Here is a 21,090-nt window from a genome sequence, read left to right as displayed (position 1 = left end):
AAAACATAGCCGATAAGCATCAGTACGGTAAGCGTAAACCCAGTGCCGTATGTAGCCATTAAACCAGTACTGGTAACTTAGACGCCCACTTGTTACAGACGGACATCTAAGTATGGAATCCCAATACTGGCGAAAAGAACCCCGCAAGAATTATTCGAATGACTTCAAGCTCCGTATGGTTGAACTGGCTTCCCGTCCCGGCGCCTGCGTTGCTCAGATTGCCCGTGAAAACGGCGTTAATGATAACGTCATCTTCAAATGGCTGCGGCTCTGGCAGAATGAAGGCCGCATATCGCGCCGCCTTCCGGCTACCGTAGTGACTTCATCACTACCAACGATACTACCTGTTGAGGTTGTACCTGATCCGACTCCATCTGGCAGGATGAACACTGAGCCAGCTCAGTTCTCAGCGCTGAACGCCTCCTCCTGTTGCGTCGAGTTCCGCCACGGCAAAATGACGCTTGAGAACCCGTCACCGGAGTTGCTGGCCGTGCTGCTCCGCGAGCTGACCGGGAGAAGCCAATGATATCCCTCCCGTCAGGCACCCGTATCTGGCTGGTTGCTGGCGTCACGGATATGCGTAAATCGTTCAATGGACTGGGCGAGCTGGTACAGCATGCACTTGATGAAAATCCGTTCTCCGGGCACCTGTTTATCTTCCGTGGCCGCAAAGGTGACACCGTGAAGATCCTCTGGGCTGATGCTGACGGTCTGTGCCTGTTTACCAAACGGCTGGAGGAAGGCCAGTTCATCTGGCCTGCTGTACGCGAGGGTAAAATCGCCATCACCCGCTCACAACTCGCCATGCTCCTCGATAAGCTGGACTGGCGTCAGCCAAAAACAGCCCGACTTAACTCACTGACAATGTTGTAAAAAGAGCATGACCGCATTATAAATGAGGTCATGAGTCAGGACTATATCGCCCGTATCGCCGCGCTGGAAGACGCGCTTCGCCAGAAAGACAGTCGGCTCAGCCTCGTTGCAGAGACTGAGTCGTTCCTGCGTTCTGCGCTGGCCCGCGCAGAAGAGAAAATAGAGAACGAAGAGCGCGAAATAGAGCATCTGCGGGCACAGATAGAAAAACTACGGCGGATGCTGTTCGGTACCCGCTCCGAAAAACTTCGCCGACAGGTTGAAGACGCCGAAGCCCTGCTGAAACAGCAGGAGCAGCAAAGCGATCGTTACAACGGCCGGGATAACGATCAGCAGGTTCCGCGTCAGCTTCGACAGTCGCGCCATCGCCGTCCTCTGCCTGACCATCTTCCACGCGAAATAAACAGGCTGGAGCCCGCCGAAACCTGCTGTCCGGACTGCGGCAGCGATATGGCATACCTCAGAGAAGTCAGCGCAGAGCAACTGGAGCTGGTCTCCAGCGCTCTGAAAGTGATCCGCACGGTCAGGGTGAAAAAGGCCTGCACCCGATGCGACTGCATCGTTGAAGCGCCTGCGCCATCACGCCCTATCGATCGGGGTATCGCCGGTCCGGGTCTGCTGGCCCGGGTGTTAACGGCCAAATACTGTGAACACCTGCCGCTATATCGCCAGTGCGAAATCTTTGCCCGTCAGGGCGTGGATCTGAGCCGGGCTCTGCTCTCCAACTGGGTGGATGCCTGTTGCCGGTTGATGGTCCCGCTGGATGAGGCTCTTTACCGCTACGTGATGGACTGCCGCAAACTGCATACGGATGACACTCCGGTGCCGGTACTGGCACCGGGCAGAAAGAAGACGAAAACCGGGCGCATCTGGACGTACGTTCGCAATGACCGGAACGCGGGGTCGTCAGACCCGCCCGCAGCGTGGTTCGCCTTCTCGCCGGATCGGCAGGGGAAACATCCTCAACAACATCTTCGCCATTACCATAGCGTTCTGCAGGCCGATGCCTTCGCTGGTTACGACAGGTTGTTCAGTGCAGAGCGTGACGGCGGCCCGCTAACAGAAGCAGCCTGCTGGGCCCACGCGCGCCGAAAAATCCACGACGTCTATATAAGTACTCAGACGGTCACAGCAGAGGAAGCCCTGAAACGTATCGGTGAACTGTACGCGGTAGAAGAGGAAATACGCGGCCTCCCGGCAACTGAGCGGCTGGCAGCCAGGCAGTCCCGGAGTAAGCCGCTGCTGGCATCCCTGCATGTGTGGTTGGAGGAGAAAAGCGCAACGCTGTCGAAAAAATCCCGGCTGGGGGAGGCGTTCGCATATGCCCTGAACCAGTGGGATGCGCTGTGCTACTACTGCGATGATGGCCTGGCAGAGCCTGATAACAACGTGGCAGAACGCGCGCTGCGAGCTGTCTGCCTTGGCAAGAAAAATTATATCTTCTTCGGGAGCGATCACGGTGGTGAGCGTGGAGCCCTGCTGTACGGTCTGATCGGTACGTGCAGGCTGAATGGCATCGACCCGGAGGCTTACCTACGCCATATCCTGAGCGTTCTGCCGGAGTGGCCCAGCAACAAAGTGGCTGAACTTCTGCCCTGGAACGTGGATCTCACCAATAAATAGCCGTCAATACGGCACTCGCTGAACGCTTACAAATTAACATGGTTGTTAGACATATATTTAAGCCTATCTCTTATCTGGAGATACAGCTACTGTCCGGTGTTTCAGGGGGCTACATCAGTTCTTGCTCGAGGAATACTTTTTCACCAAACAACTACGTGCAGCAACGGAATGGAGTTATAGGAAAGTAGCACTAACATTTACGCGTTTTATTGGTGGAGCTATAACACCCGCTATGGTGACGCAAAGGGATGTGTTGCTTTGGCGTCGGCATCTGTTAAAGGAGAAAAACCTTTCGGTACATACCTGGAACAATAAGGTTGCCCATCTGCGGGCAATATTTAATTTGGGTATTAAAAAAGCGTTGGTTCAGCACGGTGAGAACCCTTTTAATGGAACGGTAGTTCGATCTGACACTAAGAAAAAACGAATATTGACGAAGTCTCAATTGACCCGTCTTTACCTCGTGATGCAACAGTATGAACAGCGGGAGAAGGAGAGAAAACCAGTGAAGGGGGGAAAGTGCGCACTCTATCCTACCTGGTTCTGGATGACGGTATTAGACACATTTCGATATACCGGTATGCGTAACAATCAGATGATCCACATCCGCCTGAGAGATGTGAACATTGAGCAAGGTTGGATCGAACTTCGACTGGAAGGTAGCAAAACACATCGAGAGTGGAAAGTACCGGTGGTTCGTCAATTAAGGAAGCGAATAGAGCTGCTCATGATACGTGCAATCGAGCGAGGTGCGGGTCAGCATGACCTGCTTTTTGATGTCAAACGGTTCACCAATCCACGGAATACCCATTACATCTATGACGAGAAAAACGTTCTGCAGTCATTTCGTAGCTTCTATCGTCGGTTGTCCAGGGAGAGTGGCTTCGATATTTCCTCACATCGTTTCCGTCACACACTTGCCACGGAGTTGATGAAATCCCCGGACAGAAATCTAAAGCTGGTGAAGGATTTGCTGGGTCACCGTAACGTCAGTACCACAATGGAGTATATCGAATTGGATATGGAAGTAGCAGGAAAAGCACTAGAACAGGAGCTTGTTTTACATACGGATATCACCGCTACGAGAAGCTTACAAAGCTTGACACAGGCATGATTTGCTGTGAATATCACCAGTGATCGAGAAAAGGACGCCTGTGCAGCAACACAGGCATCCTTCTTGAGGAATTCAACTTACAACGTCGCGGTAGTAAACAGTTATTCTGTTATCACTTTGACAAGTCGATTCCGTATTAACCACCCGTTAAAGTTCTCATCCTTTAACCAGTGTGCATTGATGCAGAATTAGTGGTGCCCGGACTCGGAATCGAACCAAGGACACGGGGATTTTCAATCCCCTGCTCTACCGACTGAGCTATCCGGGCAACGGGGCGCATTAAACCGTAATCCACTTCGCGCGTCAACCACATTTCTTGAATTTCCTGCCGATTGCTTAACTTTGCGGCAGATTTGCATCAGACGCCGCGTTTTGGCCATTATTCACATCATCCCGTTGTCGCCCTGCCGGATTTTCCAGCCGCTGACCGCAGAGATAACGTGGCGTAAACCGGAGAGACTATAGTCGCCGATCACCTCTTCATCTTCGCGCGGCGAGCTGATGGTAATCTCCGCATCGACGCCGTGGCGGTAGGTTCCGTGGTGGCTAAAAATCGTGCCGATAAAGCATTTATCGTTCAGCCAGACGGGAATATAGGCCACCGTTTCATAGATATAGTTTGAGGGGACACCGCTGTAGTAGTTATCCGCATCGTCGGCCGAGGTGCCGGGAGGAATGGGGCAAATCGGCGCGTCGCTATCGGTTTGCGGCTTGTCCTTCAGCAATGTGCCCTGCATGACCTCCAGCGACCTGAGTAAATCCGCCTTATCCCTGGCATTCAGCGCCGGCGTTAGCGGCTGGTCTTTCTCCGGCGAGCTGATGGTATTCAGCGTGTAGCGGTAGCGAATCGTCACCGCGGGGGTCCTGTCCGTCGGGCTGAACGGACGCAGCAGGTACAGATTATCCTCGCCGAACTGGCCGTTGTACCAAAGCGCATACACCTGACCGTTAATTCTGACCCACCGGCTCCACTGGTTGGCCCCGCGCCCGTTGAGGGAGTACAGCGCGCCGGGCACGCCGGCATCAAAATCATCGTCGTCATCGCTATCGCTGCCGTTGACGCTATCGAAGGTGTCATCACCGCGTTTTAAGACCCCGGTATAGCTGAACAAGCCGGTTCCGCCGACGTAGCTATCGATAATTAAGTCGCGCCTGCCGTCGTTATCGAGATCGATAAGCGTGAAGCTGACCTTGCCGTTTTCCGAATCCGCGCTGATATCTGAATGGAGAAACGCCTGCCATTCGTCGTCGCTGATATCGCGAGAGGGCTTACTTGTTGAAACCAACGTATCGTCGGCGTAGGTCAGCGTAAAGTTGGTGACGTGCCCGGTGAGCGGGAACTGCTCGGCGATTTTATCCAGATCCAGCTCCGGGTTGGCCTTTTGCTCTTTCAGCACTGCGCTATACAGCGCCTTGAGCGCGAGATTATCGGCGTCTTTCTGCTGCTTAGGACGCACCTGACTGACGAAGGTCGGCAGCATCCAGGTCCCGCCGGGGGTAATTTCGCGGCACATGCCGGTGGTATATTTCAGGCTCTGGACAAACGCTTTGCCGTCCCAGACCCGCTGCTCCCCGCTCACGCAGTCGGCAATACCGCGGCCCTTGCTGAAAAATGCGATGACGCCATCGGCATAGCTGGAGGCATCGGTGGAGATCGGCTGAGGTTTAGCCTGCGGGGCGCTATCCACCACCCACATGGCGTAACCGTCGTTATAGGCGGCCCGCCAGCACAGCGCCTGGAGAAGCAAATGGCTTTTATCGATCGCGGTGGCGGTGATTTGCCGCTCCTGCGCGGGAATATCTTTGTTTTGCCAGTCATCACAGCGGTTATTCAGCAGCGGGACCAGCTCCGGGAGGAAGCGCTGACGCTGTTTAGCGGTCAGCGGTTCCGGCTGCGCGTTGGCGAGCGTAGGGGCGGCAATAATCTCCGGGGCGGGCAGCGCGCTCAGCGTATTGCTATCGTCGGCATCGCCTTTGCGCAGCAGCGCATCCGCGGTACCCAGGCGCTGCTGAAATTCGTCGATCTTGAGAAACACCGCGCTGCTGCCCGCGCTTGAGAGCGGCTTGCGCTCCCCGTTGAGCGAAATCTCAATGCGGCCGTCATGTTCCAGGGCCTGAATCAGCGCGGCCGTTTGCGTGCTGTCGAAGCGGAAGTGGCTGTCGTCTTTGGCATCCAGCGTCCCGCGATCCTGATTGTCGATCAGCAGGCGCACGGTGGCGTCAGGAGGAATATCGCGATCGGTCTGGGCAAAGGTCACCTGGCCGCTCACCCGCTGATCGGGGCCGGCGCTGCGGGTCAGCAGGACGCTGACTTCGCCGACGTTGACGCCGTAGCCCGCGGCCCGGCAGGTGCCGGTATTATCGCAGGCGACCTCCCAGTCTTTATACGCGAAAGAAAAACCCTGTACGGGAGCCGCCAGCAGCGAGATCGGATATAGCCCGATGATGGCAGCCCAAAGGAGAGAACGCATATAAAACCCTGTCAGCATATCGGTGAGAGGGAAATTATATGCGCGAAGGAGGGGTTAAGATATCGGAATCAGGTTAACGCGCCGCCCATTCGACACTGGGCAAAACGCAGGATGTCTTCCGCCAGGCGCCGGGCGGTGTCGACGTCGGCCTGGCTGCGCTTCACCAGCAGGCGGCTCAGGCAGCCTTCGATGATAAGCTCCATCTGTTTGGCGACCATCGCCGGGTCATCCACTTCCAGCTGGGTCAGCAGCTCGTGCGTATAGGCGAGCGAAGCCTGCTTCTGCTGTTCAGCCAGCTGATGAATCGGATGCTGGGCATCCGGATAGAAGGTACAGGCGGCAATAAACAGGCAGCCGGGATAGCGGTGATTGCTCACGCATCGGGTCAGCGCCGCATAGCGCGCCAGCAGCTTCTGCTCCGCCGTTAGCGTCTCGTCCAGCAGCAGCTGGCGACGCCATGTATCAACCTGATGGCTGAGATAGCGGAGGGCGTCATACAGTAGCGCTTCGCGGTCTGGCCAGAAGCGCTTGAGGTCATCGATCGGATAAGCAACGCGCTCGGCGACCATCTCCAGCGTGGTGTTGGCGATACCTTCGGTTTCAAGAATTTGTATGGCTTCACCCAGAACATCTTCACGTTGCACGGTTTTCTCCTCCATTTTACCTCCTAAAGTGTCGTTCACGGTTGCCGATCGCGCAAATGGGCGCTGAATGCCGCGGCATCCATAAAGCCGGTTACGCGCTGCGCGGGCTGCTCCTCTCCCTGCGCATTAAAGAACAGAATCGTCGGCAGGCCGAGCACCCGCAGATGCTTGAGCAGGGCGACGTCCTGCGGGCTGTTCTTCGTGACGTCTACCTGCAACAGAACGGTATCTTTCAGGGCCTGTTGCACTTCCGGTGTGCTAAAGGTGTATTTTTCGAACTCTTTACAGGCCACGCACCAGTCAGCGTACAAATCTAGCATGACCGGCTGGCCTTTAGCCTGCGCCAGCGCCCGGTCGAGCTCATCGACGGTGCCGACGCGGGTAAACGCCAGGTGCGCCTGCTGCTGCGCCGTCGGCGCGCCGAACGCCCAGTCCTGCAGCGGACGAACGCTCACCAGCGCGGCGGCCAGCAGCACGATCTGCACGATGCGCTGCCACGGGCGCGTAGCGCCAAGGGAGGTGATAAAGGCCCAGCTAAAGAAGGCCACCGCCAGCAGCGACCACAGGCGCAGACCCCAGACCTCACCGACAATGCGCTCCAGTAAAAACACCGGCAGCGCCAGGATGACAAAACCGAACGCGGTTTTCACATGGGCCATCCACGGGCCGCTTTTCGGCAGCAGGCGGTTGCCAAACACGGTGACCAGAATCAGCGGCAGCCCCATGCCCAGCGCGTAGAGATACAGCGTGCCGCCGCCCAGCCACAGGTTACCGCTTTGCGCGATGTACAGCAGAATCGCGCTCAGCGGCGCCGTCGTGCAGGGCGAGCAGATCAGCCCGGCGATGGCGCCCATAGCAAACACGCCGCCGGCCGATCCGCCCTGCCGGGCGTTGCTCATCAGCGTCAGGCGCGTCTGCAGGGATGACGGCAGCTGCAGGGTAAACAGGCCAAACATCGACAGCGCCAGCAGAATAAAGACCGCCGACAGGCCGATCAGCACGTACGGATGCTGCAGCGCCGCCTGGAACTGCAGGCCCGCCGCGGCGACCACCATGCCCAGCGCGGTGTAGGTTAGCGCCATCCCCTGAACATAGATAACCGCCAGCAGCAGCGCGCGAGCGGTGGAAAGCCGGCGTTCGCCACCGAGCACGATACCAGAGATCAGCGGATACATCGGCAATACGCAGGGCGTAAACGCGATCCCGATACCAATCAATAGCGCCCAGGGCGCGGAAAACGGAAGCTGATCGCTATCGCTCGCGGTGACGGACCGGTCCGGCGCGGCGGTTGCCACCGGCGGCTGCTCCGCGAGCGCCGGACGCGGCTCGACCGGAAGCGGCGGGTTAAGCTTCGGCTCGCCGACGCCAGGAAGGGCCGGGCGAGCGGGAGGCTGGCCATCGCTGGAGAGCGCCAGCGCCGCGCTGAGCGGCACCACTTTGCTTTCCGGCGGATAGCAGAAGCCGGCGTCGGCGCAGCCCTGCCAGGTCACGGTCAGCGTGGCCCCTTTGGCTGCCTGGGTAAGCGTAACCGGTACGCTCAGACGCTGGCGATAAATCTCACTTTTGCCGTAAAACTCATCGTCGTGCCACTCGCCGGACGGCAGCGACGGCTCAAGAAACGCGGCGTCAGCGGCGCTGAGCTTGATCTGCTTGCGGTAGAGATAGTAACCCTCCTTGATTTGCCAGGTCAGGTTTATCTCGTGCTGGCTCTGCTGAAAATCAAAGGCAAAAGCCTGGTCAGCAGGCACAAAATTTGAGCGGCCGGGCGTATCAAAGAGCCCGGCAAAGGCGGATGTACTGCAAAGCAGCAGAATCAGCGTAACGATGCGTTGAGCCATGAGAGGTAATCAGTGTCTCCGTGAGTGACGGGCAAAACCAGTAGTTCGGGGGTTTGATACGGGTGATGGGACTTAAGGCAGTCAAGCAGCGCCTGCTGATGGGCGCGGTCGGTTTTGAGCAGCATCTGCACTTCATACTCCTGCTCGAGCTTGCCTTCCCAGTAGTAGAGGGAGGTCGCGCCCGGCAGAAGAGTGGCGCAGGCGGCCAGTTTTTCTGCCAGCGCTTTGGCCGCTAAATCCTGGGCGGTCGCTTCATCCGGCGCGGTACAGAGTACAACAACGGCATCAGGCGTAGTCATCGTGAACCTCGTATCAGCGAAAAGAGGCACTATAGCACGCAAGCTGCGGGGGGATTAATCAAACGGGCCACGATGTGGCCCGAATTTAAGCACATTTACAGCACGATGCCGCCGATGACGAACCCCAAAATGACGCACAGGGTAATGGCGATCACCCCGGGGATCAGGAAGGCGTGGTTGAAGACGTACTTGCCGATGCGGGTCGAGCCGGTATCGTCCATTTCGACCGCCGCCAGCAGCGTCGGGTAGGTCGGCAGGACGAACAGCGCGGAGACCGCGGCAAAAGAGGCAATAGCGGTCAGCGGGCTCACGCCGAGCAGCAGCGCCGCGGGCATCAGCGCTTTGGTGGTGGCGGCCTGGGAGTAGAGCAGGGTCGCGGCGAAGAACAGCACCACCGCCAGCAGCCACGGGTAGTTGTGCAGCAGATCGCCCGCCACGGCCTGGATATCAGAGATGTGCGCCTTCACGAAGGTATCGCCCAGCCAGGCGACGCCCAGCACGCAGACGCAGGCGCTCATACCGGATTTAAAGGTGCTGGCGTTCAGCACTTCGCTGGTATCGATCTTACAGGTGATGCTAATCAGCGTGGCGATGGTCAGCATGAAGACTACGATCGCTTCGTTGCGCGGCAGCACCGGGTTCTGGATTAGCCCGACGGTATCGCTGATGGCGGTGGCGTAGAACATGACCGCGACGATGCCGATCAGGAACAGCAGCACGGAGCGTTTGGCGTGCGGCTTCAGCTGGAACACCTGGCTTCCGCGCAGTTTGACTTCCCCTTTCGCCAGGCGCGCCTGGTAAATCGGGTCATCCTTCAGCTCGCAGCCGAGGAAGTTACACACCACGGCGGTAATCATCACGGCGATCAGCGTCACCGGAATACAGATTGCCAGCAGCGTCAGGTAGCTGACGCCCAGCGGCTCCAGAATGCCGGCGAAAAACACCACCGCGGCGGAAATTGGCGAGGCGGTAATCGCAATCTGCGAAGCCACCACGGCAATCGACAGCGGGCGGGAGGGGCGAATGCCTTGTTCCTTTGCGACTTCGGTGATCACTGGCAGGGTCGAGAAGGCGGTATGGCCGGTGCCGGCGAGGACCGTCATAAACCAGGTGACCAGCGGGGCGAGGAAGGTGATGTACTTCGGATGACGGCGCAGCAGGCGCTCTGCAAGGCTGACCAGGTAGTCCATACCGCCGGCAACCTGCATGGCGGCAATCGCGGCGATGACCGCCATGATGATCTCAATGACGTCGAAGGGGATCGCGCCGGGTTTAATTTGAAATATTAAGGTCAGGACGAGGACGCCCAGACCTCCGGCGAATCCGATACCGATGCCACCCAGCCTGGCTCCCAGGTAGATAGCCAGCAGGACAATAACAAGTTCTGCACCAAACATATGTTCCTTCCTTGTTTTTTAACAAGTTGATATTGAATTGTTGTCATTTCGTAAACCCAGAAAAGCAAAAAGGCATGTCATTGCTGACATGCCTTTGGCTAGTTTAACCTGAAAGCTTACTGTTCGCTTTCATCGGTAAAACGCTTTGCTTTATAGGCCGGGTGCATCAGGTTTTGCGGAGAGAAAATATCGTCCAGCTCCGCTTCGGTGAGTAAACCGCGTTCCAGCACCACTTCCCGCACGCTCTTGCCGGTTTCGGCGCAAATCTTGCCGACGATATCGCCATTGTGGTGGCCGATAAACGGGTTGAGGTAGGTGACGATGCCGATGGAGTTGTAAACGTAGCTTTCGCACACCGCTTTGTTGGCGGTAATGCCGTTTACGCATTTCTCCAGCAGGTTATAGCAGGCGTTGGTCAGGATATGAATGGACTCGAACAGCGCCTGGCCGATAACCGGCTCCATCACGTTCAGCTGCAGCTGGCCGGCTTCGGAGGCCATCGTGACCGTGGTGTCGTTGCCGATCACCTTGAAGCACACCTGGTTGACGACTTCCGGCACCACCGGGTTAACCTTGGCCGGCATGATGGATGAACCCGCCTGCAGCTCCGGCAGGTTGATTTCGTTCAGACCAGCGCGCGGGCCAGAAGAGAGCAGGCGCAGGTCGTTACAGATTTTAGACAGCTTCACCGCCAGACGTTTCAGCGAGCTATGCACCATGACGTAGGCGCCGCAGTCGGAGGTGGCTTCAATCAGGTCTTCCGCCGGAATAACCGGTAGGTTGCTGACTTCCGCAAGTTTTTGTACCGCCAGCTGCTGATAGCCGTCCGGGGTATTCAGGCGCGTACCGATGGCGGTGGCGCCGAGGTTCACCTCCAGCAGCAGTTCTGCGGTGCGCAGAATACATTTTGTTTCTTCATTCAGCAGAACGTTGAAGGCGTGGAATTCCTGACCGAGGGTCATCGGTACCGCATCCTGCAGCTGGGTACGACCCATTTTCAGGATGTCCTGGAACTCAACGGCCTTACTCTGGAAGCCCTCGCCGAGCTGGTGAATGGCATCGGTTAATTTCAGCAGGGAGGCATAAACCGCGATGCGGAAACCGGTCGGGTAGGCATCGTTAGTGGACTGGCATTTGTTAACGTGGTCGTTGGGGTTCAGGTACTGGTATTCGCCTTTCTGGTGGCCCATCAGCTCAAGGCCGATGTTCGCCAGCACCTCGTTGGTGTTCATGTTGACGGAAGTCCCCGCGCCGCCCTGGAACACATCAACCGGGAACTGATCCATGCACTTGCCGTTATTCAGCACTTCATCACAGGCGGCAATAATGGTATTCGCGACGCCTTTAGGAATGGTTTGTAGCTCTTTGTTGGCCATGGCAGCGGCCTTTTTCACCATCACCATGCCGCGTACAAACTCGGGAATATCGCTGATTTTGCTATTGCTGATGTAGAAGTTTTCAATCGCTCTCAGAGTATGAACGCCGTAGTAGGCGTCAGCTGGAACTTCCCTGGTACCCAACAGATCTTCTTCGATACGAATGTTGTTTAACATGTGAACCTTCTTTTTCAAGCTGCCAATGAATTCACCAAATACGCAGAATTTATAGGGTTTAGCGCATTTTCTCGCCGAAGATTATTTCCTTAATCGGCCTGGTGCCCACGATCATATGCTGATGATAGCGAATATCAGTAATCTTGATCACTTATTATGTAGTGGGGTCTATAAGAATTATTAATCTGTGAAATGAGTCACCGCTTTGCAGTTCTTGAAAAAAATAAGCGTTTCCGCTGATTGAAATGTGTCGCGTTAGCCCAATATTGATGGGATGCGAATAGCACATCTTAAAGCTGCGGGTGCCGATAGCGGCGCCCGCCAATGAAGGAGACGCCGGTGCGTTGGATTCCGTTTTTGGCCTTTTTTTTATACGTTTACATTGAAATCTCGATCTTTATCCAGGTTTCCCATGTCCTGGGCGTGCTGCTGACGCTGATTTTAGTGATCTTTAGTTCGGTGGTCGGGATGTCGCTGGTGCGCAACCAGGGTTTCAAAAACCTGATGCTGATGCAGCAAAAAATGGCGGCCGGCGAAAGCCCGGCGGCGGAAATGATCAAAAGCGTATCGCTGATTATTGCCGGCCTGCTGCTGCTGATTCCGGGCTTCTTTACCGACTTCCTCGGCCTGCTTCTGCTGCTGCCGCCGGTGCAAAAACACCTGACTCTGAAGCTGATGCCGCATCTGCGCTTTAGCCGGATGCCGGGCGGCGGGTTCAGCGCCGGAACCGGGGGCGGCGATACCTTTGATGGTGAGTATCAGCGTAAAGATGATGAGCGCGACCGTCTGGACCACAAAGACGATCGCTAATCCAGCCAGCCCCGCAGCCGCCGGGCGCGTGGAGTGACAGGCCGGATACGCGCAGCGCGATCCGGCTTTTTTATTGGCGAGCGCCTGGGGTTTCGCTCAGCGGCCGGCGCCGGGGTAACAGCAGCCACAGCGCCGCCAGCACCGTCAGCGCGTACAGGCTTTTCCAGCCGACCATCGCCAGCAGCAGCAGGCACAGCACGCTACCGATGATCGCCAGCACCCGATAGCGTCCCTGCAGCAGACGGCAGCCCGCCAGCATACACAGCAGGTAAATCATAATAAAAATGCCGTTGGCGTAGACGATCAGCGCGTCGAGGTTGATATTGAGCCAGTAGATGCACAGCGTGCTGACGACGCAGCAGGCCAGCACCGCATTGAGCGCGTTGCGCGGGATTTGCCGGGCCGACAGGCGGGCGAGGCGGCTCTGCGGCCTGTACTGCGCCTGCGACCAGACCAGGCGGGCGAAGCTCTGAATATAGATATTGAGGCTGGCGAAGCAGGCGAGGTAGCCAACAACGCAGGCGATCCACAGTGCCTGTACGCCGAAGAGACGCACCACGATATCCGGCAGCGATGCGGCGGCGGCCATCTCCTTGCCGTAGGCGTGAAAATGTAGCACCAGCACGGTACAGGCCCAGTAGACCGTACCGGCCAGCAGCAGGCCAATCATCAGCGCGCGCGGAAAATCGCGCTCCGGGGATTTAAATTCGGAAGCCAGGTGGGCGAAGGCTTCAAGGCCGACGAAGCACCAGAACATGACCGACAGCGCGGCAAAAAGCTGCGGCCGGTCGATATCCTGCGGCGCCGGGAAGGGGATTTGCGCCGGATCGATACCGCCGCGCCACCAGATCGCGACAATCAGGGCCACAATCAGTATCGCTACCAGCGTTTGCAGGTTGGCGCTGGAGCTGGCTCCGCGCGAACCCACCCACCAGATAATGGCCAGCGTCCCCAGTTCAGCGCACAGCAGCTGGCCGTCGTGCCAGCCAAACAGCGCCTGGCTAAAGCCGGTGGCGATATGCAAAGCGGCGGGTAATCCGACCGGGATGACCGATAAAAATAGCCAGCCGGTGACGCGCTCCATGCGGGGGCCGAACGCCATGCTGACGAAATGCGCCACGCCGCCGGCGCTGGGGTAGTGGCGGCCGAGTACGGCAAAGACGATGGCTACCGGGAAGACCAGCAGGATCAGCGCCGGCCACGCCCACAGGCTGTTATCACCCGCAACCAGCGCGGCCAGTGCGGGAACGGCGAAGACGCCGGTACCCAGTAATGATGTGGAGAGTAGACCCACTCCCTGAGCCAGCCCTAACTCCTGTTTCAAACCACTCATGATGCAACCCTGTCGCCGGCAAAACCCGAATGGTATCACAATCGTTTTTGCTTATGACGACTGACCGACGCGCCGTGAATGTGTGCCGCCCGGACACGCGAAAAATTTTTTTTCAATTCGCCCCTTGAAGCGGTAAAAGTCCATCCCCATCTCTCAGGTCACTAGCCGGAAAACCGTATACGGGCCGGTGTCATCCATAACTGATAATGACTTTCTCAAAGGAGAGCTATCAATGAGTATTCGTCCGTTACATGATCGTGTGATCGTCAAACGTAAAGAAGTTGAAACCAAATCTGCTGGCGGCATTGTTCTGACCGGTTCTGCGGCAGCCAAATCAACTCGTGGCGAAATCATCGCTGTCGGTAAGGGCCGCATCCTGGAAAACGGAACCGTGCAGCCGCTGGACGTGAAAGTTGGCGATATCGTCATTTTCAACGACGGCTACGGCGTGAAATCTGAAAAGATCGACAATGAAGAAGTGTTGATCATGTCCGAAAGCGACATCCTGGCGATTGTTGAAGCCTAATCTGCGAACGACACTGAACATACGAATTTAAGGGAAAGACAAAAATGGCAGCTAAAGACGTAAAATTCGGTAACGACGCTCGTGTGAAAATGCTGCGCGGCGTAAACGTACTGGCAGATGCAGTTAAAGTGACTCTGGGCCCGAAAGGCCGTAACGTTGTTCTGGACAAATCCTTCGGCGCACCGACCATCACTAAAGACGGCGTTTCCGTAGCGCGTGAAATCGAGCTGGAAGACAAGTTCGAGAACATGGGCGCGCAGATGGTGAAAGAAGTTGCCTCTAAAGCGAACGACGCTGCGGGCGACGGTACCACCACCGCAACCGTACTGGCTCAGGCGATCATCGCTGAAGGCCTGAAAGCCGTTGCTGCGGGCATGAACCCGATGGATCTGAAACGTGGTATCGACAAAGCCGTCGTTGCCGCCGTTGAAGAACTGAAATCCCTGTCCGTACCGTGCTCCGACTCTAAAGCGATTGCTCAGGTTGGTACCATCTCCGCTAACTCCGACGAAACCGTAGGTAAACTGATCGCTGAAGCGATGGATAAAGTCGGTAAAGAAGGCGTGATCACCGTTGAAGACGGTACCGGTCTGGAAGACGAACTGGACGTGGTTGAAGGTATGCAGTTCGACCGCGGTTACCTCTCCCCGTACTTCATCAACAAGCCGGAAACCGGTGCCGTTGAGCTGGAAAGCCCGTTCATCCTGCTGGCTGACAAAAAAGTTTCCAACATCCGCGAAATGCTGCCGGTTCTGGAAGCGGTAGCGAAAGCCGGCAAGCCGCTGGTTATCATCGCTGAAGACGTTGAAGGCGAAGCGCTGGCGACTCTGGTGGTTAACACCATGCGCGGCATCGTTAAAGTGGCTGCGGTTAAAGCACCGGGCTTCGGTGACCGTCGTAAAGCTATGCTGCAGGACATCGCAACCCTAACCGGCGGCACCGTTATCTCTGAAGAGATCGGTATGGAGCTGGAAAAAGCGACTCTGGAAGACCTGGGTCAGGCAAAACGCGTTGTTATCAACAAAGACACCACCACCATCATCGATGGCGTGGGTGAAGAAGGCGCTATCCAGGGCCGCGTGACTCAGATCCGTAAGCAGATCGAAGAAGCGACTTCTGACTACGACCGTGAAAAACTGCAGGAACGCGTTGCTAAACTGGCAGGCGGCGTTGCGGTTATCAAAGTCGGTGCAGCGACCGAAGTTGAAATGAAAGAGAAGAAAGCGCGCGTTGACGATGCCCTGCACGCGACCCGTGCTGCGGTAGAAGAAGGCGTGGTTGCCGGTGGTGGCGTCGCGCTGGTGCGCGTTGCGGCTAAACTGGTTGGCCTGACTGCGCAGAACGAAGATCAGAACGTCGGTATCAAAGTTGCGCTGCGCGCAATGGAAGCGCCGCTGCGTCAGATCGTTTCCAACGCCGGCGAAGAGCCGTCTGTGGTGGCTAACAACGTGAAAGCGGGCGAAGGTAACTACGGTTACAACGCGGCGACCGAAGAATACGGCAACATGATCGACTTCGGTATCCTCGACCCAACTAAAGTGACCCGTTCTGCGCTGCAGTACGCGGCTTCTGTTGCCGGTCTGATGATCACCACCGAGTGCATGGTGACCGACCTGCCGAAAAGCGATGCGCCTGATTTAGGTGCTGCTGGCGGCATGGGCGGCATGGGTGGTATGGGCGGCATGATGTAGTGCGACGAGAGTCGCGTAGGTAGCTAGCCTAGCGGGCTACGTCGATAGTGAACACTAACTTCTGTTGTGTTCACTATATCCCGCATTAAGTAGCATAAATGTAATAAATGTCCGATGTTCCGGACTTTAAATGCCTCCGGAACATCGGCGCTTCGCTTAGCGAAGCCCTAACTTCCGGATATGGCTTTAAAGTCAGAGTCCCTTAAAACTTACAAATGTATTAACTGTTATAACTATTTGAAATTTATCAAATATATTAACTTTTATAACTATTGTAACGTCTCAATAGATTCACGCTGAAGCAAGTTGCTGTTTTAACTTGTGATGTAGCGGGGAAAACATCGTCTTTATTAATGTTATGTACGCTGGCACCTACCGGTGTGAAGCCGTACGCATGATTGTCTGACTGTATTGCTGTTTGATACAGAGCCAGACCTGTTATGTAACTAGCAGTAGCCTAGGAGCAGCGCGTCGCCAGTAATGGTGAGGTGTGAGAGCGCTCTGACAATGTACTCCCCGATGTTTGGGTGCTGTTTTATCGTGAGATAAGCAGTGGATTTTGCCAGTAGCAGGCAAATGAGAGGCTAGGCTGGATCATAGGGTTAACGTTAAGTGAACTGTCCGTAAGCACCGTCAGCCGCAAGCAGCAAAAGCTACTGATATGCTGTGACCAAAAGGTACAAGGTCGGTTATTCCTTTTACATCTGGGAATACGTTACCAACAGACCTTCGGTGTATAGGCAGAACCTAAGTGATTCGTGTCATGAGTACGGAACTCGGTAAGCCCGTATCTTCGCCACAATGTGGCAGGTGAGTCGCAAGACAAGCTGTTGAGGGTGCGGGTAGAGGTGGTTGGAGAAAGCGAATGCCATTCTGTAATGGAATGGATAGGGGGTTAAAGGTTCCTCCACCGGAAACGGGGCAGACTTCCGACTGGTCTTTAATTGTGTGCAGTACTGTAAAGCAATCTAACGTGGCAGAAAGCTGGCTAAGGTGGTTCATACCCACCCTAACCAGACCCTTGCGGGAGCATAAGATAACTCCCGTAAGGGGGTTGTCCGTCTGCTATTCGCTCGGGGCTTTCTAACCAAAGCACTGAGGAGGGTAGCAAGTTGAGTACGTTAATAAAAGTACCTGCGCTTTCCGGCAGGGCGGAAAATTGGCACCAGATTAACTGGCGTCAGGTACACCGTCAGGTCAGAGGGCTACAGATACGAATCGCAAAGGCAACGGAGCAGAAGCGCTGGCGTAGGGTGAAAGCCCTGCAAAGGATGCTGACGCGCTCGTTTGCAGCCAAAGCACTGGCTGTCAGGCGAGTTACCGAAAATCGAGGCAAAAAGACAGCCGGAGTGGATCGCCAGTTGTGGAACACTCCCGGAAGTAAGTGGCAGGCGATAGGTCAGCTAAAACGGACGGGTTACAAACCGTCTCCGTTAAGGCGTGTTTACATTCCCAAGAGCAACGGCAAACGCCGTCCTCTGGGTATACCGACGATGAAAGACAGAGCGATGCAGGCGTTATACCTGCTGGCACTTGACCCCGTCTCGGAAACAACGGCCGATCGCAACAGCTATGGATTCCGTCCGGCACGTTCAGCGGCAGATGCGATTGAGCAGTGTTTTGTTAATCTCAGTCGTAAAAGCTCTGCTGAATGGGTACTGGAAGGCGATATAAAAGGGTGTTTTGACAATATCAGCCATGACTGGTTACTTGCCAACATTCCGTTGGACAAACAGGTGCTCGGGAAATGGCTTAAAGCGGGATTCATGGAATCCGGTCGGTTATACCCGACGGAGGCTGGTACACCACAGGGGGGCATTATTTCCCCTGTACTGGCGAATATGGCACTGGATGGGCTGGAAGCGGTGTTAGAAACCCATTTTGGGAAGAAAAACACCAAAGCCAGTTACAAAACCAAGGTCAATTATGTGCGTTACGCAGATGATTTTATCATTACGGGGATCTCTAAAGAGTTGCTGGAAGATGAAGCCAAACCCCTCGTTGAAGCCTTTATGGCGGAACGGGGGCTGCAATTATCACCCGAAAAAACGGTGATAACGCATATTTCCGAAGGGTTTGATTTTCTGGGGCAGAACGTGCGCAAGTACTGCGGCAAAATGCTGATAAAGCCCGCTGCCAAGGGACTGCGTAGTCATCTTCAGAAAATCCGGCAAATAGTGAAACGAAATGCGGCGTCAAAACAGGGTGACCTGATAAGGCAACTTAATCCGGTACTGCGGGGTTGGGCAAATTATCATCGTCATATTGTCGCCAAAGAGACGTTTAGCTATATCGACTATCGCGTCTGGAAGTTGCTCTGGCGCTGGTCATGCCGTCGGCACGGTAATCGCAACAAGTACTGGGTGAAACGGAAGTATTTTCACTCTGTAGGTAGCGAAAACTGGGTATTCCAGAGTATCGATGCGGATAACGGTCTGAAAAGGCTCGTTTCCTGCAAAGATATCCCGATAAAACGTCACATTAAAATCAGGTCTGAGGCTAATCCATACGATCCGGTTGACGAGTTGTACTTTGAACAGCGGCAGGTTAAGCGCTGGAAAGAAGGTAAAATGCAGCGAGGAAAACTGAGATTAATTTGGGAGCGACAAGGCCATCGGTGTCCGATCTGCCACCAGATATTCAGAGACAATGATGACTGGGATGTCCATCACATTGTCAGACGGGTAGACGGTGGTGGTGACGAAATCGATAATTTAATGATGTTGCACCCTAACTGCCATCGGTTGGTGCATAACAATTCTTTTTAGAATGTCTGTACTGAGCTTCAAATTTTTAAGCAGTACCTTGATTGCTCAGTTTTTGCCCCCATGTAGTCTCTTGCCAACTAGGCAAACTGCGTACAAGGGGTCAGGATGTTCGGAAAAATTGAAGGCCAGCGTCTTAATTTGGCCAAAATGCATATCGCAAACTACTGTATCGCATTGGAACAGCAGGCTGGAGCAATTGATGTTTCATATGTGGTAGAAGACATTAATCGGGAATTTAAGTTGGTTCCGCGTCTGGATACCAATGCTCTGATCAATGATGTGTTCTATTTCTATGATTGCATTAAAAATCAGCAGGTTACGTCAATCGATAGAGGTGGCTACTGGAAATGGAAAGCAATGTCAGCCTTCGAAGCCAAGGAAGAACTGGCTCGTGAGTTGAGCGCCCTTCAGGCTTAACATTGCAATTCATGGCCTTAGTTATAAGTAAGCGTGTTAAATTTGGTAAATGTTGTCGGCCCAAACAGTAGTGCGGGTTTATAAAGGCTTGAGCCGTATGCGGGGAAACTTGCATGTACGGTTCTTAGGGGGCGGCGGCGCAGTAATGCGCTGCTGCTACCCGACATCATGTGCTCTACCGCTTAGAAACAAAGAAACCCTCGGGCAGAAATGCTCGGGGGTTTTTCTTTTTTCCGGCTTTTTAGTATAAGGTGTACATCCGGGCCAGCGCGTCCAGCTCATTGATCATGGGGAATAACATGCAGGTAAGATATTTAGCAGGGATTGTCGGCGCAGCACTACTGTTAGCGGGTTGCAGTTCCAGCAACGAACTGAGCTCAGGCGGGCAGAGCGTACGCTTTGTTGAAGATAAGCCGGGGGCGGATTGCCAGCTGTTGGGGACCGCGACCGGTAAGCAGAGCAACTGGCTCTCCGGGCAGAACGGCGACGAGGGCGGCTCCATGCGCGGTGCGGCCAACGCGCTGCGTAACCAGGCCGCGGCGATGGGCGGCAACGTGATTTACGGCGTCAGCAGCCCGACGCAGAACCTGCTGTCGAGCTTTGTGCCGACCGATAGCGAAATGAACGGTCAGGTCTATAAGTGCCCGAACTGATCGCTTTCCCCTCTCTCCACTGGGGAGAGGGGAAAGAACGCTAGCGCTGTCGTAGCTGCAAATCCAGCGGCGTCTTGCTCGGCTCGCCGCCGATTTCTCGCGCCAGCCTCGGTACCATATAACCGGATACCAGCGTCAGCAGCTCGCGCATGATGGCCCGGGCTTCTTCATCTTCGACCATAAAGTGGGCCGCGCCCTGGACCTTATCCAGCACGTGCAGGTAATACGGCATCACCCCCGCATCAAATAGCGCATTGCTCAGATTAGCCAGCGTCTGCGCGCTATCGTTGACCCCCCGCAGCAGCACGCTTTGATTGAGCAGCGTAACGCCAGCCTGGCGTAAACGCGCCATCGCCGCGCGAAACTCGGCGTCGATTTCATTGGCGTGGTTGATATGGTTCACCAGCAGTATCTGCAGCGAGGAGCGGGCGAAACGCGCCGTCAGTGCTTCGGTAATGCGCGCCGGGATCACGATCGGCAGCCGGCTGTGAATGCGCAGGCGTTTGACGTGCGGGATCGCCTCCAGCTCGGTGAGCAGCCAGTCGAGCTCATGATCTTTCGCCATCAGCGGATCGCCGCCGGAAAAAATAATCTCATCGAGCTGCGGATGGGCGGAAATATAGTCCATCGCGGCCTGCCAGTTGCGCTTATTGCCCTGGTTATCGGCGTACGGGAAGTGTCTGCGGAAGCAATAACGACAATTTACCGCGCAGCCGCCTTTAACCAGCAGCAGCGCGCGGTTGGCGTATTTGTGCAGCAGTCCGGGCACCACGCTGTGCTGTTCCTCCAGCGGGTCGGTGGAAAAACCGGGGACGGCGATGAACTCTTCCTGCGAAGTAAGTACTTGACGCAAAAGAGGATCGTTGGGGTTTCCTCGCTCCATACGGGCGATGAAGGCCCGGGGAACGCGCAGCGCAAAGAGGCGCTTCGCATCGCGCCCCGCCAATAGGTTTGCATCAGCGTCTACATTTAAAAGATGCAGCAGTTCATCAGGACTGGTCACAACATCGGCAAGTTGCGTTAACCAATCTTCTCTGGATGGGGTATTTAGGGTTACAATATGCGCCATTTTGTGGCTTA

Annotated in this window: 18 protein-coding genes and 1 tRNA gene; 10 read left to right on the top strand and 9 right to left on the bottom strand. The window is 55.5% G+C overall.

Annotated elements, in window-relative coordinates:
* The first annotated feature begins 112 nt into the window (after positions 1-112).
* From tnpA to AC1M2H_RS25045, 4 genes are all read left to right on the top strand, one after another.
* Positions 113-526 (top strand): IS66-like element accessory protein TnpA, encoded by a 414-nt coding sequence (tnpA, locus tag AC1M2H_RS25060; RefSeq protein WP_480148419.1) that lies wholly within the window; start codon positions 113-115, stop codon positions 524-526.
* Positions 523-873, top strand: coding sequence for an IS66 family insertion sequence element accessory protein TnpB (tnpB, locus tag AC1M2H_RS25055; RefSeq protein WP_191939720.1), 351 nt, complete (start codon positions 523-525; stop codon positions 871-873). The genes tnpA and tnpB overlap by 4 nt, the downstream gene beginning before the upstream one ends.
* 30 nt (positions 874-903) lie before the next feature.
* Entirely contained in the window at positions 904-2,496 is a 1,593-nt protein-coding gene (gene tnpC / locus AC1M2H_RS25050; protein WP_480149500.1) for an IS66 family transposase, read from the top strand.
* Positions 2,497-2,617: 121 nt separating this feature from the next.
* On the top strand, positions 2,618-3,610 hold the full coding sequence (locus tag AC1M2H_RS25045; RefSeq protein ID WP_480149499.1) for a tyrosine-type recombinase/integrase: 993 nt from the start codon (positions 2,618-2,620) through the stop codon (positions 3,608-3,610).
* A gap of 192 nt (positions 3,611-3,802) precedes the next feature.
* Here AC1M2H_RS25045 and AC1M2H_RS25040 read toward each other — a convergent pair.
* The 7 genes from AC1M2H_RS25040 to aspA form a co-directional block, all read right to left on the bottom strand.
* Positions 3,803-3,878, bottom strand: a tRNA-Phe gene (locus AC1M2H_RS25040).
* A gap of 115 nt (positions 3,879-3,993) precedes the next feature.
* On the bottom strand, positions 3,994-6,081 hold the full coding sequence (locus AC1M2H_RS25035; RefSeq protein ID WP_480149498.1) for a DUF1176 domain-containing protein: 2,088 nt from the start codon (positions 6,079-6,081) through the stop codon (positions 3,994-3,996).
* Between the two features lie 68 nt (positions 6,082-6,149).
* Entirely contained in the window at positions 6,150-6,725 is a 576-nt protein-coding gene (locus tag AC1M2H_RS25030; RefSeq protein WP_480149497.1) for a transcriptional regulator, read from the bottom strand.
* Positions 6,726-6,760: 35 nt separating this feature from the next.
* On the bottom strand, positions 6,761-8,563 hold the full coding sequence (locus AC1M2H_RS25025; protein WP_480149496.1) for a protein-disulfide reductase DsbD: 1,803 nt from the start codon (positions 8,561-8,563) through the stop codon (positions 6,761-6,763).
* Positions 8,539-8,862 carry a divalent cation tolerance protein CutA gene (gene cutA / locus AC1M2H_RS25020; RefSeq protein ID WP_480149495.1) on the bottom strand — a complete coding sequence of 108 codons (324 nt, stop codon included), beginning with the start codon at positions 8,860-8,862 and terminating at the stop codon, positions 8,539-8,541. The genes AC1M2H_RS25025 and cutA overlap by 25 nt, the downstream gene beginning before the upstream one ends.
* Before the next feature lie 95 nt (positions 8,863-8,957).
* The gene (locus AC1M2H_RS25015) at positions 8,958-10,259 is read right to left on the bottom strand and encodes an anaerobic C4-dicarboxylate transporter (protein ID WP_480149494.1); all 1,302 of its coding nucleotides are present in this window, start codon (positions 10,257-10,259) and stop codon (positions 8,958-8,960) included.
* Between the two features lie 116 nt (positions 10,260-10,375).
* The gene (aspA, locus tag AC1M2H_RS25010) at positions 10,376-11,812 is read right to left on the bottom strand and encodes an aspartate ammonia-lyase (protein WP_480149493.1); all 1,437 of its coding nucleotides are present in this window, start codon (positions 11,810-11,812) and stop codon (positions 10,376-10,378) included.
* A 339-nt stretch (positions 11,813-12,151) separates the two neighbouring features.
* Here aspA and AC1M2H_RS25005 point away from each other — a divergent pair, with 339 nt between their 5' ends.
* Entirely contained in the window at positions 12,152-12,622 is a 471-nt protein-coding gene (locus AC1M2H_RS25005; protein ID WP_480149492.1) for an FxsA family protein, read from the top strand.
* A 70-nt stretch (positions 12,623-12,692) separates the two neighbouring features.
* Here AC1M2H_RS25005 and yjeH read toward each other — a convergent pair whose 3' ends face one another.
* Positions 12,693-13,955, bottom strand: coding sequence for an L-methionine/branched-chain amino acid transporter (gene yjeH / locus AC1M2H_RS25000; protein WP_480149491.1), 1,263 nt, complete (start codon positions 13,953-13,955; stop codon positions 12,693-12,695).
* A 232-nt stretch (positions 13,956-14,187) separates the two neighbouring features.
* Here yjeH and AC1M2H_RS24995 point away from each other — a divergent pair, with 232 nt between their 5' ends.
* The 5 genes from AC1M2H_RS24995 (at position 14,188) to AC1M2H_RS24975 (ending at position 20,010) form a co-directional block, all read left to right on the top strand.
* Complete coding sequence (locus AC1M2H_RS24995) at positions 14,188-14,481, top strand: co-chaperone GroES (protein ID WP_003855929.1); 294 nt, start codon at positions 14,188-14,190, stop codon at positions 14,479-14,481.
* A gap of 44 nt (positions 14,482-14,525) precedes the next feature.
* The gene (gene groL, locus AC1M2H_RS24990) at positions 14,526-16,172 is read left to right on the top strand and encodes a chaperonin GroEL (RefSeq protein WP_480149490.1); all 1,647 of its coding nucleotides are present in this window, start codon (positions 14,526-14,528) and stop codon (positions 16,170-16,172) included.
* Positions 16,173-17,284: 1,112 nt separating this feature from the next.
* The gene (gene ltrA / locus AC1M2H_RS24985) at positions 17,285-18,940 is read left to right on the top strand and encodes a group II intron reverse transcriptase/maturase (RefSeq protein ID WP_480149489.1); all 1,656 of its coding nucleotides are present in this window, start codon (positions 17,285-17,287) and stop codon (positions 18,938-18,940) included.
* A gap of 105 nt (positions 18,941-19,045) precedes the next feature.
* Positions 19,046-19,357, top strand: coding sequence for a hypothetical protein (locus AC1M2H_RS24980; RefSeq protein WP_480149488.1), 312 nt, complete (start codon positions 19,046-19,048; stop codon positions 19,355-19,357).
* Between the two features lie 299 nt (positions 19,358-19,656).
* Positions 19,657-20,010, top strand: a complete 354-nt coding sequence (locus AC1M2H_RS24975; RefSeq protein WP_004856962.1) for a DUF4156 domain-containing protein — start codon at positions 19,657-19,659, stop codon at positions 20,008-20,010.
* Positions 20,011-20,050: 40 nt separating this feature from the next.
* On the opposite strand, the gene epmB is transcribed toward AC1M2H_RS24975, so the two are convergent.
* Positions 20,051-21,079 (bottom strand): EF-P beta-lysylation protein EpmB, encoded by a 1,029-nt coding sequence (epmB, locus tag AC1M2H_RS24970; RefSeq protein ID WP_480149487.1) that lies wholly within the window; start codon positions 21,077-21,079, stop codon positions 20,051-20,053.
* Between the last annotated feature and the right edge of the window lie 11 nt (positions 21,080-21,090).

Source organism: Klebsiella sp. F11 (genome assembly GCF_056712265.1).
This window is presented reverse-complemented; position numbering and strand designations above follow the sequence as displayed.